The following is a 17,859-nucleotide window of genomic DNA, read 5'->3' on the forward strand; positions in this document are numbered from 1 at the left end:
GGGCACCATTGTCACTCTTGTGACCAGTGTGATGCAGCCGATCGACACCGCGACGGCACCGACCGCAGTACTCGCGTCGACCCTCGACATCGTGATCCCCGTTTACAACGAGGAGAACGACCTGGAGCGGTGCGTTCGCCGACTGCATGCGTTCCTTGCCAACGAGGTTCCGTACACGGCTCGCATCACCATCGCCGACAACGCCAGTACCGATGGCACCCTGCAGATCGCGCACCGGCTTGCCGCCGAACTCGACCACGTCGACGTGCTGCATCTGGAGGAGAAGGGACGGGGACGGGCGCTGGCCGCGGCGTGGCTGTCCTCGGACGCGGAGGTTGTGGCGTACTGCGATGTGGATCTGTCCACCGACCTCAACGCACTGATGCCGCTTGTCGCACCCCTGATCTCGGGACACTCGGATGTCGCCTACGGTTCCCGGCTCAACCGCAATTCGCGGGTGGTACGCGGGCCCAAGCGCGAATTCATCTCACGCACCTACAACCTGATTCTGCATGCCTCGCTGCAGGTCCGCTTCTCCGACGCCCAGTGCGGATTCAAGGCGATCCGCACCGACGTGGCGCGCCAGCTGCTCCCGTTGGTCGAGGACAAGGAATGGTTCTTCGACACCGAACTGCTGGTGTTGGCCGAGCGGGTTGGCCTGCGCATCCACGAGGTGCCGGTCGACTGGGTGGATGACCCGGACAGCCGAGTCGACATCGTTGACACCGTCCGCAAGGACCTGCTGGGCATCTGGCGGCTGGGCCGGGCACTCATGCTCGGCACCCTGCCGCTGGAAGAGCTACGTCACAGCCTCGGGCGTGAACCCCTCGTCGAGGGCGTGCCTGCCGGCATGGTCGGCCAGTTGGTCCGGTTCGGAATCATCGGTGTGGCAAGCACATTGGCTTATGCCTTGCTATTCCTGGTCTTGCACGGAGTGGTGGGGGATCAGGCCGCCAATTTCCTGGCGCTGCTCATCACCGCGGTGCTCAACACCTCGGCCAACAGGTTCTTCACCTTCGGCGTGCGGGGTCGGCGCGACGCGGCCAAGCATCAGTTCCAGGGGCTTGTCATCTTCGGCATCGGGTTGGCCCTCACCAGCGGATCTCTGGTGGCCATGCACCACCTTGTCCCCGACGCCTCCAAGCATCTGTTGCTGATCGTGCTGACCGTGGCCAACCTCGTTGCCACCCTCGTTCGGTTCGTCGGATTGCGGTGGGTGTTCCGAAGCGCGAGCATCCGCTAGTGCGGGAACAGTCCCGGGAGCCGATCAGCGTTGCTCTCCTGCTGATCGGCACCGCGGCGGCATATCTGGTCAATCTCGGCTCCAACGGCTGGGCCAATTCCTTTTATTCTGCTGCGGTGCAGGCGGGTTCGGTCTCGTGGAAGGCCGCGTTCTTCGGATCGTCGGATGCCGCCAACTCGATCACTGTCGACAAACCGCCGGCCTCGCTATGGCTCATGGAACTGTCCGCGCGCATCTTCGGGCTCAGTAGTTGGAGCATCCTGGTGCCCCAGGTGCTTTTGGGCGTGGCATCGGTCGGGCTGTTGTATGTGACCGTTCGCCGGTATTTCGGCCATGGGGCGGGTCTGCTGGCCGGTCTGGTGCTTGCGGTGACGCCGGTGGCGGTCCTGATGTTCCGCTTCAACAACCCGGACGCGCTGTTGGTCTTTCTGATGATCGCCGCGGTATGGGCGATGATGCGCGGTATCGAGGATGGCCGCACTCGCTGGCTGCTTCTGGTCGGCGCGCTGGTCGGATTCGGCTTTCTCACCAAGCAGCTGCAGGTGCTGCTCGTCATCCCGCCCATCGCGCTGACGTATGTGATCGCCGCGCCGGTGGGTGTGGGGAAGCGATTGGCTCAGCTTGCCGGATCGGCTGCCGCGGCGTTGGTTTCGGCAGGTTGGTGGATTGTCACGGTGGAGCTGTGGCCCCCGGGCTCGCGCCCGTGGATCGGCGGATCGCCCGATAACTCGATTCTGGAGCTCACCCTCGGCTACAACGGGTTGGGTCGGCTCAACGGCAACGAGAAGGGCAGTGCGTCCGGTCCGCGTGACGAGATGTACGGCTTCGGTGGCCATTTCGGGAGCGAACCGGGCTTCGGCAGGTTGTTCCAACCGGCGCTCGGTGGGCAGATCGCCTGGCTGCTCCCGACGGCGGTGGCCTTGGCGGTGTTGGGTTTGGTCTTGCTGCGCAAGGAATCCCGAACGGACACACGCCGCGCGGTGTTGATTGTTTTCGGGTTGTGGGTGCTCACCACCGGCACCGTCTTCAGCTACATGCAAGGAATCTTCCACCCCTACTACTCGGTGGCACTGTCGCCTGCGGTCGCCGCACTTGTGGGGGCGGGTTCGTCCATCGCCTGGCGAGAGCGTGAACGATCCTGGTTGCGTTGGTCTTTGGTGGCCGCGCTATTGCTCACGGTGGTGATGGCCTGGATCTTGCTGAGGCGTTCCCCGGAGTTTGTGCCCTGGCTGCGCTGGGTGATTCTGGTCCTGGGGCTCGGGGCTGTCGTCGGCCTGGTCCTGAACAGATATCCCAAGGCCGTCTCCGCCGCCGCACTCATCGTGGCGTTGGCCGGTCCGGTCGCATACTCGGTCCAGACCATCGCGACCCCGCATAGTGGAGCGCTTCCCTCGGCCGGGCCGGAGGTCAAGGGCGGCGGATTCCCCGACTTCCCGGATATGCCCGGGCGAGAGCATCGTCCGGAATTCGAGGCCGGCTCGAAGCGTGGCGGAGGTCTGCTCGACGGCAGTGATCCGGGCCCCAAGATTGTTGCCGCGCTGGAGGCCAACGCTGACCGCTACATCTGGGTGGCTGCTGCCGTCGGCTCCAACAAGGCGTCGGGCTATCAGCTGGCCACGGGCCGTCCGGTGATGCCCATCGGTGGATTCAACGGGACCGACCCATCACCGACGCTGGCGCAGTTTCAGCAATACGTGGCCGACGGGCAGATCCACTACTTCATCGATGGGGAGGGCGGTGGCCATGGTGGCGAGGGATTCAGCCCCCCGGGCAGTGAGACCTCGAAAGCCATCCAGGAGTGGGTGCAGCACACGTTCGCCAAACAGACCATCGACGACGTCGATGTGTACGACCTCACGGTGCACTAGCACCCGGTCGAGTGGGAACCTGACGCGGTTTCTGTGGTGTTTTTCCTCGTCAGGTTCCCACTCGGGGCGTAAGGCGTTGAATCAGAGACGCTCGACGACCCAGTCGATGCACCGCGTCAGCTGGGAGATGTCCTCGGGGTCGATGGCCGCGAACATCGCCACCCGCAGCTGGTTGCGGCCCAGCTTGCGATACGGCTCGGTGTCCACCACGCCATTGGCGCGCAACACCTTCGCAACGGCGGCCGCGTCCACGTCGTCGTTGAAGTCGATGGTGCCCACCACCTGTGAGCGCTGCGCCGGGTCCGCCACGAATGGTGTGGTGAACGACGTCGCTTCGGCCCAGGAGTACAACCGCGATGCCGAATCGGCGGTCCGCTTGGTGGCCCAATCCAGACCGCCGTTGCTCAGCAGCCAGTCGATCTGATCGGCCAGCAGCAGCAGCGTGCCGATGGCCGGCGTGTTGTAGGTCTGGTTCTTGAGGCTGTTCTCCACGGCGATCGGCAGCGACAGGATGTCGGGCACCCAACGTCCGCTGCCACCGATCTCCTCCACCCGCTCCAAGGCGGCCGGGCTCATGAGTGAGAGCCACAGTCCGCCGTCGCCGGCGAAGTTCTTCTGTGGCGCGAAGTAGTACGCGTCTACTTCCGACAGATCCACCGGCAGCCCACCGGCGCCGGAGGTGGCGTCGATGAGCACCAGCGCGTTCTCAGAACCCGCGGGACGCTGGACCGGAACCATGACACCGGTCGAGGTCTCGTTGTGTGCCCAGGCGATCACGTCGGCGGACGGATCCGAGACCGGAGCGGGAGCACTGCCCGCATCGGCGACCACCTTGATCGGGTCACCGACGAACGGGTTCTTGGCCACGCAGGAGGCGAACTTGGCGCTGAACTCGCCGAAGGTCAGGTGCAGCGACTTCTCGCGGATCAGGCCGAACGCGGCAGCGTCCCAGAACAACGTCGAACCGCCGTTGCCGAGGATTACCTCGTAGCCCTCGGGGGCCTTGAACAGCTCTTTGAGGCCCTCGCGGACGCGACCGACGAGGTTTTTGACGGGTGCTTGCCGATGAGACGTGCCAAAGAGGGCGGCTCCGGCGTCCACGAGCGATTGCAGCTGTTCGGGACGAACTTTGGAGGGGCCGCAGCCGAAACGTCCGTCGGCGGGCAGGAGGTCAGCGGGGATGGTCAATTCAGCCACGGCTACCAGCCTAAACGGTGACCCATTGAGACCTGCCTCACACAAAACAAAGCCCGCAGAGAACGTCACATGGGACGTTTCGTCCCAAACCTAGATTGGGCCTTCCCGCCCTGTTTACACTCGCCCAGAGCTTGTAGACTTTCAAGTAGCCCCAGAACGTAAAAGTTTGCAGGTCCGTTACCGCGTCTTTGGACGAATCAAAGGAGATAAAGCCATGTCGCTCCGCGAGAAGCTCCGCGCGAAGAAGGAAGTGCGTGCCGACGCGAGCTATGTCCAGGTGCTCGAGACCCTGTCGCACGGCTCCACGAACCGGAACTTCGATCCCTTCATCGATATCGACTGGGATAACCCGGAGTATGCCGTCGTCCCCAATGACCCGCGCTGGGTGCTTCCGCACCGGACGGACCCCTTCGGCCGGCACCCCTGGTACCAGGCGCAGCCGCTGGAGAAGCAGATCGAGATCGGCATGTGGCGTCAGGCCAACGTCGCCAAGGTGGGTCTGCACTTCGAGAGCATCCTGATCCGCGGTCTGATCCAGTACGCGTTCAGCGTCCCCAATGGCTCACCGGAGTTCCGATACCTCAATCACGAGTCCATCGAAGAGTGCAACCACACCCTGATGTTCCAGGAGATGGTCAACCGCCTCGGTGTCGACGTGCCCGGCATGCCGCGCCTGCTGCGCTGGCTGTCCCCGTTTGTTCCGCTGGCCTCCACGCCGTTCCCGGAGATGTTCTTCGTCGGCGTGCTCGCCGGTGAGGAGCCCATCGACCACACCCAGAAGAACGTGCTGCGCGAGGGTGACAATCTGCACCCCATCATGAAGCGCGTCATGGAGATCCATGTGGCCGAGGAGGCCCGGCACATCTCCTTCGCGCACGAGTACCTGCGTAAGCGCGTACCGGCCATGCACTGGTTCAACCGATTTGTGTTGTCGATCGCTACCCCGATCACTATGCGGGTGTTGATGGGCGCCATCATGACGCCGCCGCGCAGCTTCGCCAAGAAGTTCGACATCCCGCAGGACGTGATGAAGGAGATCTTCTGGAAGAGCCCGGCATCGCGGCAGACGATGAGTGAGGTCTTCTCCGACGTGCGGATGCTGGTCCGGGAAACCGGGATGATGAACCCCGTCGCCAAGCTGGTGTGGCGGGTGCTGCACATCGATGGCCGCGCAGCCCGTTACCGCAGCGAGCCGCAGCGCGGCCCGCTGGTGAACTACTCGGCTCCCGAAGCCGCAGTGGCTGATTCACACAGCGCTGTTCCCGCCTGATGCCGCACGTAGTTACCCAGGCATGCTGTAACGAGGGCTCCTGCGTTTACGCATGCCCGGTGAACTGCATCCATCCCACGCCGGATGAGCCTGATTTCCTCAAGGCGGAGATGCTGCACATCGATGCATCGGCATGCGTCGACTGCGGTGCCTGCGTTGCGGCGTGCCCGGTCGATGCCATCAAGCCGGACTCGGTGCTCAAGGAAGAGCAGCTGCCCTTCCTGCGGATCAACTCCGAGTTCTATCCGCGCGAAATCCCCCGCGCCAGCTTGGCTCCGGTCATTCAGGCGCCGCCCGTCCGCTCCAGCGGGCGCGGACTGAAGGTGGCCATCGTCGGCTCCGGTCCCGCGGCCATGTATGCCGCCGACGAACTGTTGACCCAGCCGAACGTGAAGGTCAGCATGTTCGAGAGGTTGCCTGCTCCTTACGGTTTGGTGCGCGCCGGGGTGGCCCCCGATCACCAGCAGACCAAGCGGGTGACCAAGCTCTTCGACACGATGGCTGCGCAGCCCAACTTCGAGTTCTTCCTGAACGTCGAGGTGGGCAAGGACGTCAGCCATGACGAACTGCTGGCGCATCACCATGCGGTGATCTACTCCGTTGGAGCGTCCTCCGATCGGCGCCTGGATATCCCGGGGATCGCACTGCCGGGTAGCGCCACCGCCACGGAGGTTGTCGCGTGGATCAACGCCCACCCCGACTACACCGACTTCCGGGTTGATCTCGATCACGAACGTGCCGTCGTGATCGGTAACGGGAACGTGGCTCTGGACGTAGCGCGTGTGCTCACCGGGAGCACCGACCGCCTGGCGCGTACGGATATTTCGGATACCGCACTGACCGCGTTGCGCAGCAGTGCACTGCGTGAGGTGGTCATCGTCGGGCGCCGTGGGCCGGAACACTCCGCGTTCACCCTCCCTGAGCTGCTAGGTCTCGTGGGGTTGCCCGATATGACGGTGGTGATCGACGACGAAACCGCCAAGCTGGTCGACGAGGCGCTGCAGACGCATCTGGAGCCGCTGACCCGCCAGAAGCTGGAGGTGCTCAGCACCTGCCCGCGCGAGGCGCGGGAGCCGGGCGGTAAGACTATTCGTTTCGCTTACAACCGCACCCCCGTCAAGGTCTTGGGGGAGGAGCGTGTGACGGGCATCGAGTTCCAGCACGGCGACGCCGTCGACACCATCGATGCGGGACTGGTGCTCACCTCGATCGGTTACCGCGGCGTGCCGATGCCTGATGTGCCGTTCGACGATCAGCGTGCGGTGATCCCGAATGAGCAAGGGCGCGTGACGGATCCGGCTACTGGCAAGGCGCATCCAGGAACCTATGTGGCGGGATGGATCAAGCGCGGTCCGACCGGATTCATCGGGACCAACAAGTCCTGCTCGCAGCAGACCGTTACCTCGCTGGTAGAGGATTACAACAACGGACTGCTCGCTGATCCCGTGCAACGGCTGTCAGGCTTGTCCAAGCTGATCCAGCGGCGCCAGCCCACGATTGTCGATCACGATGGCTGGCTGGCGATCGACCGTGCGGAGATTGCGCGCGGCAAGGGCGAAGGCCGTCCGCGTGACAAGTTCGTCTCGGTGCCGGAAATGCTTCGCGTGGCCGCGAACGCCCCACAACCACCGTTGTGGCGCAAGGCAATCCGCGGATCGGCGTTGGAAGAGCTGCTCCGGTAGGGCCTACTCGCCGCCGCCGGCGACGTACTTCTTGAGGTCTTCGGGGTTGACGATCTTCACTGGTTGGCCCAATGACCACAGGTGCCCGAACGGGTCCTTAATGACGCCGAAGCGGTCGCCCCAGAACTGGTCTTCGAGTGGCATCTCGACGCTCGCTCCGGCGTCGACGGCACGGCTGAACCAGTGGTCGACATTGGGCACCGTGAGGTGGATGGTGACCGGGGTGCCGCCGAGGGCCGTGGGCGTGCTGGATTTGCCGTCGTTGTACTCGGGAAAATCGTCATTCATCATGATGGTCGTGCCGTTGATCTTGACGGCGGCGTGCATCACCTTGCCGTCGGGAGTCTCCAGTAGGCCGAGCTCTTCGGCGCCAAAGGCCTTCTTATAGAACTCGATCGCCGCGCGGGAATCCTCGACGATGATGTAGGGCGAGACGGAGGGTTCTACTGGTGGGAGGTCGGGAGGGGTCATAGGCCCCACCCAACCACCTCACGCGTAGTGACGCCAGAAGTTCAGGTTATGCGTCTACCCGAGAGCGCAGCAGCCCGAACCCTTCCACGGACTCGATCGGACGCGGCCCGGGCCCCACATACAGTGCGGCCGGTCGCACCAGTTTGTCGAGGCGCTTCTGCTCCAGGATGTGCGCGCTCCAGCCCGCGGTGCGGGCACAGGTGAACATCGCCGGCATCATGCGGGTCGGCACCTGCGCGAAGTCGAGAATGACCGCTGCCCAGAACTCGACATTGGTCTCGATGACACGGTCGGGACGACGTTCGCGCAGCTCGGTGAGGGCGGCCTGCTCAACGGCGGCGGCCACCTCGTAGCGAGCGGCGTCGAGGCGCTTGGCGGTGCTGCGCAGCACGCGCGCCCGCGGATCCTCGGCCCGGTACACCCGGTGACCGAAGCCCATGAGCTTCTCGCGGCGATCCAGGATGCCCTTGATGACGCCGCGGGCGTCGCCGGTCTTTTCCGCCTGCTCGATCATGGGCAGTACGCGGGCGGGTGCGCCGCCGTGCAACGGACCGCTCATCGCGCCCACCGCACCGGAGAGGGCGGCCGCCACATCGGCGCCGGTGGAGGCGATGACCCGGGCGGTGAAGGTTGAGGCGTTCATACCGTGTTCGGCGGCAGACACCCAGTAGGCGTCGATTGCCTCGACGTGCTTGGGATCGGGATCGCCCTGCCAGCGAGTCATGAAACGTTCTGTCACGGTGGAGCATTCATCGATCAGGCGTTGGGGTACGGCGGGTTTGGCGTTGCCTCGTGCGGACTGGGCGACGTACGAAAGCGCCATCACCGAGGCGCGGGCCAGCTGATTTCGCGCGACGGATTCCTCGGTGTCCAGCAGCGGCTCAAAGCCCCAGATGGGAGCGAGCATGGCCAGCCCGGCCTGCACGTCCACGCGGACATCACCGGTGTGAACCGGGATGGGGAAGGGCTCGGCCGGCGGGAGACCCTGGCCGAACTTGCCGTCGACCAACAGTGCCCATACGTCACCGAAGGTCACCCGCTGGGTGACTAGATCCTCGATGTCGACACCGCGGTAGCGCAGGGCTCCGCCGTCCTTATCGGGCTCGGCGATTTCGGTGGCGAAGGCCGTCACGCCCTCCAGTCCAGGTGCGAAATCCGCTGGTAGCGGCGCTGCAACCGTCATGATTCTCGACTCCCTACCTGTGGGTAACAACTCGGTAAAGGCGATTCTTGCACCTGCAAATAAGGGTGATTCTTAGTCACCTTGATCTCTCTTAGACGCTCGCCTGTAGCGTGATTTTCGTGACCGAATGGCTGCGCTCGGACTACCGTCCCGGAGAAAAGGACGGCAGTGGCGATCTGGATGTCGATTGGCTGGCCGAAGGCTGGCTTCCCTTGTTGCGCAAATGGTTTGACCTTGCGGTGTCCTCGGGTATCCCCGAACCGAATGCGATGGTGCTTGCCACTGTTGATGGCGGCCGGCCCGTGACCCGCACGGTGCTGTGCAAGGGGTTCGACTCCGCGGGTGTGACGTTCTTCTCAAACTATGACTCCGCCAAGGGGCGCCAACTCCAGCAAGCGCCCTACGCGAGCGTCACCTTTCCCTGGTACGCGCTGGGGCGGCAGGTCCACGTGCGTGGCGCGGTGACCAAGGTCGATCCGGCCCAGACCGCCAACTACTGGACCAACCGTCCGCGCGGATCGCAGCTGGGGGCCTGGGCCTCACAGCAGTCGGCGCCCATCGAATCGCGAGCGGCACTGTTGGCTCAGCTTGATGACGTCACTGCTCGGTTCGCCGATGTGGAGACGGTGCCGGTGCCCCCGCAGTGGGGTGGCTACGTGATCGCTCCGGAGACGGTGGAGTTCTGGCAGGGCCGTGAGAACCGCGTACACAACCGGATTGTCTTGCAAGACGGGCGGATTGAGCGGCTGCAGCCCTGACATATGTGGATCACATTGCTGGTGATGGCCCTTGCCGTCAGCTTCGAACCGTTCCGGCTGGGCATGACGGTGCTGATGCTGAATCGGCCGCGCCCCCAGCTGCAGCTGCTGGCGTTTCTGTGTGGTGGGTTCGTCATGGGGACGACCGTGGGGCTCGTGGTGCTGTTCACTTTCCGGCACGTGTCGACTGGATCGGCGCAGTTCACGTTGCCGCGGGTGCAGATCGGCATCGGGGTGGCGGCACTGCTCGTCGCCGCGTTACTGGCGTCGCGGGTGCGGGGTCCGTCGTCAAATGCACAGTTGGACAAGGTCACCGGGCGTATTCAGTCCATCGCGACGGGCGGATCGCTGTGGGTGGCATTGGTTGCCGGGCTGGGAATCGCGCTGCCCTCGGTCGATTTTCTGGCCGCGCTGGCCGTGATCGTGGCCTCGGGCACCCCGGCGGCTACGCAGGTCACCGCCCTGCTGATGTTCAACATCATCGCCTTCGCGCTGATCGAGGTTCCGCTATTGGCTCATGTTGTGGCGCCGGAGCGCACGGCTGAGGTGATGGCGAGGCTTAACAGCTGGATACAGTCCAACCGTCGCCGCAACATCGCGCTAGTGCTGGCCGTGGTCGGATGTGTGCTGCTCGCCGTCGGGTTAGCCGCGATCTGACGGCATTCGCCAGTCGCGTCGTGGTCAGGAAACCCCGACGCGAGTGTCCGAGTCCAGTCGGGTGAACTCGTCCTGGAGATACTGTTCGACGCAGGCCGCGCGCCGGATTTTGCCGCTCGTCGTGGTGGGAAGTGACCCGGCAGGCACGAGCACAAGGTCTCCGACATTCACGCCGTGCGCGTTGGCTATCGCCGAGGTGACCTCGCTCTTGATCTCATGGAGCCAGTGCGCCACCGATCCGTCAGAATCTGCGCGCTTCTTGAGCTCGATGACGGTCACCAGCTTCTCGGTGCTGTCGAACGGAACCGATATCGCCGCGACTCGACCGCGCGTGATCTCTTGAACCGTCGCCTCGATGTCTTCGGGGTAGTAATTACGCCCGCGGATGATCAGCAGGTCCTTGATGCGGCCGACGATGAACAGCTCGCCGTCGGAGATGAACCCGAGGTCACCGGTTCTCAGCCAGGGGCCTTCCGGAGTGCCGGGCGACGGCTCGGTCACCTTCGCGCCGAAGCACCGCTGTTCCTCGGGTGACTTGCGCCAGTAGCCGGAGGCGACATTCTCGCCGTGCACCCAGATCTCGCCGACCACCTCCGGTGCGCACTCCCGGTGTGTGTCACTGTCGATGATCCGCACCGTGGGGGATTGCGGCACATGGTATTTGACCAGCGCCGTGCCGGTCCCGGCCGGGCAGCGCCGCACGCGGCCCGCGGACAGCTCTTCGACGTCGAAATGAGCGGCAGGCTCGGTCTCGCTCCAGGTGCCCGAGGCCACGAAGACGGTCGCCTCCGCCAGCCCATAGGACGGGCGCATCATGTGGTCCTGGAAGTTGAAGTGCGCGAACCGATCGACGAAGCGCCGCAACGTGGCCTGCTCGACGCGTTCGGCGCCGCTGATGATGCCGAGAACTCCGCCCAGATCGAGCCCGGCCAGGTCGGCATCGGTCGTCTTGCGGGCCGCCAAATCAAAAGCGAAGTTGGGTGCCGAGGACCACGCGTGCGGGTTCTTGGCCAGTGCTCGCACCCACCGCGAAGGGCTTTCCAAGAATGCGATCGGGCTGGTCAAGTCGGCGTGGTAGCCGCCCAGGATCGGGGCGCAGACACCCAGCACCAGACCCATGTCGTGATAGAAGGGCAACCAGGACACGATGGTGGCATCCGCCGGAATCCTGGAACCGGTGTCCACGAAGAAGCTGCGCATCAACTGCTCGAAATTCGACTGAAGATTGCGGTGGGACAGCACGACGCCGGTGGGTGTTCGGGTCGAACCCGAGCTGTACTGCAGGTACGCGATGTCCGGTACGTCGGCCGGAACGGTGCTCGGCCCGCCGTCGATGTCGAGCCGCAGCGTGTCGATCTCGATGATCTTGGGGGCGATCTCGAGGCGCGACTGGTCGACATAGTCGCCCACATCTGAGGCAACCGCCGAGGTCGTGAGAACCACCGAGGGCGAGGTGTCATCGAAGACGGCACTCACCCGGTCAAGGCTCGAACCGCGGTGTGGCAGCGGGAGCGGCACGGCGATCAGCCCGGCTTGCATGGACCCCAGGAAGGCCAGGATGTACTCGAGGCCTTGTGGAGCCAGGATGAGCGCCCTGTCGCCGGCCGCCGCGTGCTGGCTGAGTTCGCGAGCCACGTTGAAGGTGCGACGAGACAACTGTGACCAGGTGAGGCTTTCGGCAACGCCCGTTGGGCTGTGGCTGTAGTCGGTAAAGGTGAACGCGATGTCATCCGGGCGCAGGCTCGCCCGGCCGTGCAGCATCGACAGGATGGATGACTGGGTTGAAGGTGTCATGGTGTCACGTCCGTACTAATTGGGAGGGGCTGAGCGTGTGCCGTTGCCCAGCACGGCCAGAGCGCCGCTGGTGATCTGTGAAAGCGGATCGGCACCGCCGCCGAATGTCGCTTGCGAGGCCGGCGCCGTGACCTTGGCGGGGTCAAAACCGCGCACCGGGTCCACCGCGATCGGCGCCGTCGCCGGGTCATCGTTACGGGAGTAGCCCGCATCCACTCGAGGCTGCAGTATTGCGTCGAGCCTGTTCAGCGTCTCCTCGGGAACGCCGAGGTATTTGAAACCCAGCACCAGGGGAAGGTGCTGTTCGGGGATGAAGTACGTCGTCGTCGTTCCTCCCCGGGAGTTAACTTCCGTCCGGATGTTCTGCGGCGGAACCATTTTCGGATTGGTGAAGGCAATTGCCGTATGGCCGGTGGCCAGACCCGCGATGGCATTGGCAACCGCAAACAGGTTGTCCGGCCGGTCCGGCCAGTCCGCGATGCTGTCATACGCGGAGATGAATTGGTCCGTGTGGTACTGGCTTTCGACCGGAGCCGGCACGGTGTAGTCCATGAACGGCACCACCGACCCGGGTGCGAAGTTCTGCGTCAGGAAGCTCTCACCGAACGGGTGCCGCGCGACCGGATCGCCGAACGTCGCGAACGTCAGTGAGTCCGGCGCCGGCGCGGTCGGATCGCTTGCCAGCGCTGACTTAACGGCGTTGAGTACGAGCGCCCCCTCGGAGAGACCCATCGCGGTACCGGGACCGCCTGTGCGAATGGCGTTTTCGAGGTTGGGTTCGCCGACGTCGATCGACTCGCCGATGCTGGGGCCGTCTAGGCCCAGGCCGGGCATGATCTTCTCCCCGACCGGGCCGATGCCGGGGAACAGGCGCTCCAGGGTGTGACCCTGGACCTGCCCAGCGGGGTACCAGATGTTTTCCCGCTTCATGCCCGGGAACCAGTCCTTGCCGGTCATCCGGATGTACTCGTCATAGGGGATGCCGAGCACGTGCGCACCGCCCAGGGCATATGCGGTCCGATCCGGCGATACCGGCGCGGCCATCGCCGTCCCGTCTGCCGCGATTCGGGGGATAGGCGGTCCGGGCACCTGTGGGTCGTCGGCGACAGCGGACGGGATGCCAAAACAGCCTGTCATGCTGGCGACTACCAGCAGGGCCGCTCCCGCGAGGAGGTCTTTCATCCGTGCTCCTGACCGCTCGGCTTCATTTTCAGTGTCACATACATTTCTGGTGCTAGCCCGCCTGCGCCGCGGGCGCTGCGGGTGGCGGCGACGTCACCGATGGTCTCTGGCGCTTGCTGACCCGTGACGGCCACCAGTTGGCCCATCCCACCAACGCCGCGATGGCGGGCACGGTGATGGTCCGGACGACGAAGGTGTCCAGCAGAATTCCCACGCCGATCACGAAGCCGCCCTGGACCACGATTCCAATGCTAGAGAACAGCAGGCCACCGACCGACGCAGCGAAGATCAACCCGGCCGCGGTGATCACGCCACCTGTGGAATTCAGGGCGCGGATAATCCCGTAGCGCACACTGTTTGTCGACTCGTCCCGCATTCGTGACACGAAGAGCATGTTGTAGTCGGCGCCCACCGCGACCAGCACAACGAAGGCCAAAGGCGGCACCGTCCAATGCAACTGCTGGCCGAGCAGGAATTGGAACGTGAGCACCCCGATACCGATGGCCGCGAAATACGACAGCACCACCGACCCGACGAGATACAGGGGCGCCACGATCGCCCGCAGCAACACCATCAGTGTCAGCAGCACGACGATGAGTGTCGCCGCGATGATGAACTGGATGTCGTGCTGGTAGTAGTCGCGCGTGTCGCGCAGGGCAGTCGGAAACCCGCCCATCGAAATCGTGGCATCGGCCAGCGTGGTGTTGGGCTGAGCACCCTTGGCGACATCGCTGATTTGGTTGACCTGGTCCATCGCCTCGGGGCTGAACGGGTTGAGCTTCGTCTGAACGAGGTACCGCACGGAATGGCCGTCCGGTGAGATGAACGCCTTGGCCGCTCTTTGGAAGTCCGGATTGTTCAGCACTTCGGCGGGAATGTTGAATCCCGCTTGCGACGGGTCCGCGGCATTGGTCTTCATTGTCAGCAGGAAGGCCGATGCCTGGTTGAGTCCATTGACGATCACCTTGATCTGCCCGACGAGCTGATCCACACCGCCGGCCACCTGCTGGCTACCGCCGGCCAGGCGGTCGGCGCCCTGCCGCAGCTGGTTGAGTCCGGCTTGCGGACCGCCGGGCTTGTCCAGGCCCATGGCCTGCAGCCCGTTCATGACGCTCATGAGCGAGGCGTTGAGCTTGGTTACCGTCGCGGAAAGTGTTGCTTTGTTGCCCGGTGAATTCCCGAGCTGATGAGCGAGCTGATTGATTTCGTCGAGGCGTCCGCTGTTGCGTTCGCCGACGAGTCGCTCGAACTGGCCGCGGGTGGTGGCGCAGGAGACGTCGGCATCGCAGACCGGGTTGGCCTGTAAGGCGTTCAACACCGGGTTGATCCACGCGAACATGTCTTTTGCGGCGGAGAAGTTCCACCCCATGTCATTGGCGAGCGCGTTAATGGCATCGACGAGCTTGGCGGCGTTGTCCACATTCCGCACTAGTTCGTCGCCGCCCGATTTGGTCTTCAGCGAGTTGGACGCGTCGAGCAGGCTCTGCAGACCGGGGACGATCTTGTTGAGCTGGGTGCGCAGGTCGCCGAGGCTGCCGGCCAAGGTGTTGGCGCCGGCGGTGAGCCGGTTGAGGTCGCTGCTGCGCTGGCTGATCTGGTTGGAGCCGTCGGCCAGCCGGGTGCCGACGAGCCCTGCCTGATAGGTGGCCCTGAACTCGGGTGGCACCTCGCCGAGCGGGCGGGTGACGCCGCTGACCAGGCCGACGTCGGGGAGCTGAGCGATGCGGGACGCCATCTGTTCCAAATCGGCGAGAGCCTGTGGGGTGCGCAGGTCACGCGGCGACTGGATGAGGATGTATTCGGGAATGGACTGGCTGAGCGGGAAGTGCCGTTCCAGCGCGGTGTACCCGACCGAGCTGGGCGCCGACGGCGACACGGCCTTGCGATCGTCGTAGTTGTAACGCGCCAGCAGGGCGCAGCTCCCCAGCAGGGCCAGCACCACCACACTGGCCACCAGGTGTGGAATCGGACGACGAACGATACGTATGCCGGACCGCCGCCAGAACTGCGCAGTGAGTTCGCGCCGCGGCCTGACCCAGCCGCGTGGTCCGGCCAGTACCAGGATTGCGGGCAGCAGGGTCATTCCGGACAGGTACGCGACACCGATCCCGATGGCCGACGACACTCCGACCGTCTGGAAGACGCCCATCTTGGCAAAGCTCAAGAGCAAGAAGGTGATACCCACCGTCGTGGCGGACGCGGTGATCACCTTTCCGATCGACATCATCGCGGCGCGGACCGCCTGGTCGTAGGTCTTACCCGCCCGCAGATAGTCGTGATAGCGACTGATGAGGAAGACCGCATAGTCGGTGCCCGCGCCGGCCAGGATCGCGCTGAGGAACACGATGGACTGGTTTGAGACGCCGGCCCCGGTCAGCTGCGAGTAGGCCGCCACCACGGACTGCGCGATCACCAGCGAGGACCCGATTGTCACCAGTGGAAGCATCATCGTCAGTGCGCTGCGATAGACCAGCAGCAGCACCGCGAGCACCAAGATGGCGATCGCGAGTTCGATCGGTAGGCGGTCCTGTTGTCCTGCGACAGTGAGGTCGGCGACCGTGGCCGCCGGACCGGTGATGTGCACGGTCGTGGGACTGCCCTGGGCGCTGCGCTGGATGAGGCCGGTAACCCGGTTGTACGAGTCGAAGGCCTTGGGCGTACCCAACTCGCCCGCAAGGCCGATCGGCAGGATCCAGGTTTTGTTGTCCTGACTCGTCAGAAACTTTCGCAGCTCGGGTGTGCCGATGAAGTCCTGAACCGACACGACGCTGGTCAGGTCGTGTCGTACCGCATCCACCACCTTGCGGTAGGTCGCGGCGTCCTCGGGTCCCAGTCCGTTCTCGTTGATGAACACGACCAGGAGCAGGTCGTCATTGCTCGATTCGTGAAACGCCTCGGTCATCTTCTTGGCGGCGACGCTCGACGGAGCATCGGCCGGCAAAATGGCGAGCGGATGCTTCTCCGCCATTTCGGTCAGTGAGGGGAAGGTCAGCGGCAGGGCGATGGCCAGCGCCACCCAGGCGCCTATCACCGCCCATGGCCATCGCACCACGAGATCGGCTAGCCGCCGCATATCTTCCTCACCCTCATTCTGATGTCGCCCAAGCTACGCGACGCGTCCCCAGTGACCGCTGTCCGCGACTCGCCCGCACACCGACTTCATGGCCTCCATGTAGCGCAGCGCCGACTTCTCGGCGATCGGGTTATCGGGATGCATGATCGCCATCGCTGTCCCTTCCCCGTACCGGAATATGTAGATGGTCAACTGGTAGGAGAATCGGCCGTCCGGATAGATACCAATGTTGTCGGCAAGGCCCAGCTCGCCCGCCGCGAGGATGGCATTGAGCGGAGCGGCGCCACCGTGGAAGAAGTTCGACACCGGAAAGTTCGGTTCCGGCCACTTCAGCCACGGCGCCAATTCCAGGACCCGGTAGTACGGCACCCGGGACATGTCCAGACTCGAATCGAAGGCGGTCTGTGCGGCGTACGCCGCTTCGTTGAAAGAGGTTGCCGCGATCGGAACGGTGATCGGGATCAGGCCGGTAAACCAGCCTTGCGTCATGAAATTGTCGCTAGCTGTGCGTGAATCCCTCGGAGTCAGACCGTAATAGGTGACCGCCCCGGTGAATTCGTGCTCGACCAGGCCGAGGCAGGCGAAGAGACCACCGACGAACCGTGAGCCGGCAGTCGAGCAGGCGGACTCGAATCGGTCCGTCTGCTCCGGGCTCATCAGCGACAGGGAGGTCATGGTGCTGGTGGTCGCTTCGGCCGGGTTGCCCAGTGGAAGCGGGAACTCGGGAAACGTCCCATTGTTGTTCTCGGCAAAGTCGATCCACGCGCGTACCCCGGGCGAATCCAGGGTTAATGCCGATGTGAACTCGCGCTCGCGAGTGCAGAAGTCGTCGAAGCTGCCGGCATCGGGAAGCGTGAGGGCCTGCCCGCCTCCGCTCAGCGCGGAGTACATTCCGTTGGCTTCCATCATGGTGGTGCCAATCAACGTCGCATCACCATGTACGTGGTCCATGGCAGCGAAGAACGTGAAGTGGTTCTCGCTCTGGATGATTCCAAAGGTGAAGCATCCCCATTCCAGTGGGCTCGGTATGTCGATGACGTGGCTGCGTATTTCATCGACCGTCATATGCCCTTGTGTTACAGGCGCGAACTCGATTTCGCTTGGATCGCTGATGGAGTGCCGTACGAACGTCCCGTCCTCGGCGCGCTCGAACCAGCTGCGGAAGGTGTCATGCCTACGCAGGTATGCGTTGAGGGCATGGTCCATCGCGGCGATGTCGCACTGGCCCGCGACATCGCAGCTGGCGATTATTTGGCGCGAGAAGTTTAGGCCAGCTTTGTTCCGTTCGTAGTAATTTCGCAGATGTTGGCTCTGCATGTAGCTGACTGGCACCAAACTCACAGGTGCTTGCCGGGCGTTCTCGGCCGCGGCTGGGGTGGGGTGCCACGAGGTGACGGAGCCGGGGCTCAACGTCCATTCGTCAAGTGCGCCAACAGTTATCGTGCCAATGCGCAAAGCGCCGTCCTCTCGCTCGGCCGGCC

General features: G+C 64.2%; 13 protein-coding genes. 6 read left to right on the plus strand and 7 right to left on the minus strand.

Features of this window, described 5'->3' with window-relative positions:
* Positions 1 to 19 precede the first annotated feature (19 nt).
* Together AOT83_RS16635 and AOT83_RS16640 are read left to right on the plus strand one after the other, a co-directional pair.
* Entirely contained in the window at positions 20 to 1,243 is a 1,224-nt protein-coding gene (locus AOT83_RS16635) for a bifunctional glycosyltransferase family 2/GtrA family protein (protein WP_078284292.1), read from the plus strand.
* Entirely contained in the window at positions 1,243 to 3,111 is a 1,869-nt protein-coding gene (locus AOT83_RS16640) for a glycosyltransferase family 39 protein (protein WP_078284323.1), read from the plus strand. The genes AOT83_RS16635 and AOT83_RS16640 overlap by 1 nt, the downstream gene beginning before the upstream one ends.
* Positions 3,112 to 3,192: 81 nt before the next feature.
* Here AOT83_RS16640 and serC read toward each other — a convergent pair whose 3' ends face one another.
* Positions 3,193 to 4,308, minus strand: a complete 1,116-nt coding sequence (serC, locus tag AOT83_RS16645; RefSeq protein WP_057966593.1) for a phosphoserine transaminase — start codon at positions 4,306 to 4,308, stop codon at positions 3,193 to 3,195.
* A gap of 214 nt (positions 4,309 to 4,522) precedes the next feature.
* Between serC and AOT83_RS16650 the strand changes: the two genes are divergently transcribed.
* The gene (locus AOT83_RS16650; RefSeq protein WP_057966592.1) at positions 4,523 to 5,578 is read left to right on the plus strand and encodes a diiron oxygenase; all 1,056 of its coding nucleotides are present in this window, start codon (positions 4,523 to 4,525) and stop codon (positions 5,576 to 5,578) included.
* The gene (locus AOT83_RS16655; RefSeq protein ID WP_057966591.1) at positions 5,578 to 7,260 is read left to right on the plus strand and encodes an FAD-dependent oxidoreductase; all 1,683 of its coding nucleotides are present in this window, start codon (positions 5,578 to 5,580) and stop codon (positions 7,258 to 7,260) included. The genes AOT83_RS16650 and AOT83_RS16655 overlap by 1 nt, the downstream gene beginning before the upstream one ends.
* A 3-nt stretch (positions 7,261 to 7,263) precedes the next feature.
* Here the strand turns inward: AOT83_RS16655 and AOT83_RS16660 are convergent, their stop codons facing one another.
* On the minus strand, positions 7,264 to 7,731 hold the full coding sequence (locus AOT83_RS16660) for a VOC family protein (protein ID WP_057966590.1): 468 nt from the start codon (positions 7,729 to 7,731) through the stop codon (positions 7,264 to 7,266).
* A 46-nt stretch (positions 7,732 to 7,777) separates the two neighbouring features.
* Positions 7,778 to 8,914: a citrate synthase 2 gene (locus AOT83_RS16665; RefSeq protein WP_057966589.1), complete on the minus strand. Its 1,137-nt coding sequence runs from the start codon at positions 8,912 to 8,914 to the stop codon at positions 7,778 to 7,780.
* Between the two features lie 110 nt (positions 8,915 to 9,024).
* Here AOT83_RS16665 and pdxH point away from each other — a divergent pair, with 110 nt between their 5' ends.
* Together pdxH and AOT83_RS16675 are read left to right on the plus strand one after the other, a co-directional pair.
* Positions 9,025 to 9,672: a pyridoxamine 5'-phosphate oxidase gene (gene pdxH / locus AOT83_RS16670; RefSeq protein WP_030094351.1), complete on the plus strand. Its 648-nt coding sequence runs from the start codon at positions 9,025 to 9,027 to the stop codon at positions 9,670 to 9,672.
* A gap of 3 nt (positions 9,673 to 9,675) precedes the next feature.
* A complete protein-coding gene (locus AOT83_RS16675) occupies positions 9,676 to 10,329 on the plus strand; it encodes a GAP family protein (protein ID WP_057966588.1) in 654 nt (217 codons plus the stop codon).
* Positions 10,330 to 10,353: 24 nt separating this feature from the next.
* Here the strand turns inward: AOT83_RS16675 and AOT83_RS16680 are convergent, their stop codons facing one another.
* Genes AOT83_RS16680 through AOT83_RS16695 form a run of 4 tightly spaced genes read right to left on the minus strand, consistent with a single transcriptional unit; the run spans position 10,354 to position 17,833 of the window.
* Positions 10,354 to 12,123 carry an AMP-binding protein gene (locus AOT83_RS16680; RefSeq protein WP_075907867.1) on the minus strand — a complete coding sequence of 590 codons (1,770 nt, stop codon included), beginning with the start codon at positions 12,121 to 12,123 and terminating at the stop codon, positions 10,354 to 10,356.
* A 15-nt stretch (positions 12,124 to 12,138) separates the two neighbouring features.
* Positions 12,139 to 13,305: an acyltransferase PE gene (gene pe / locus AOT83_RS16685; RefSeq protein WP_030094354.1), complete on the minus strand. Its 1,167-nt coding sequence runs from the start codon at positions 13,303 to 13,305 to the stop codon at positions 12,139 to 12,141.
* A gap of 52 nt (positions 13,306 to 13,357) precedes the next feature.
* Positions 13,358 to 16,378 (minus strand): RND family transporter, encoded by a 3,021-nt coding sequence (locus tag AOT83_RS16690; protein ID WP_057966586.1) that lies wholly within the window; start codon positions 16,376 to 16,378, stop codon positions 13,358 to 13,360.
* A 33-nt stretch (positions 16,379 to 16,411) separates the two neighbouring features.
* Entirely contained in the window at positions 16,412 to 17,833 is a 1,422-nt protein-coding gene (locus tag AOT83_RS16695; RefSeq protein WP_078354431.1) for a condensation domain-containing protein, read from the minus strand.
* Between the last annotated feature and the right edge of the window lie 26 nt (positions 17,834 to 17,859).

The organism is Mycobacteroides sp. H001 (assembly GCF_001440005.1).
GTDB lineage: Bacteria > Actinomycetota > Actinomycetes > Mycobacteriales > Mycobacteriaceae > Mycobacterium > Mycobacterium gwanakae.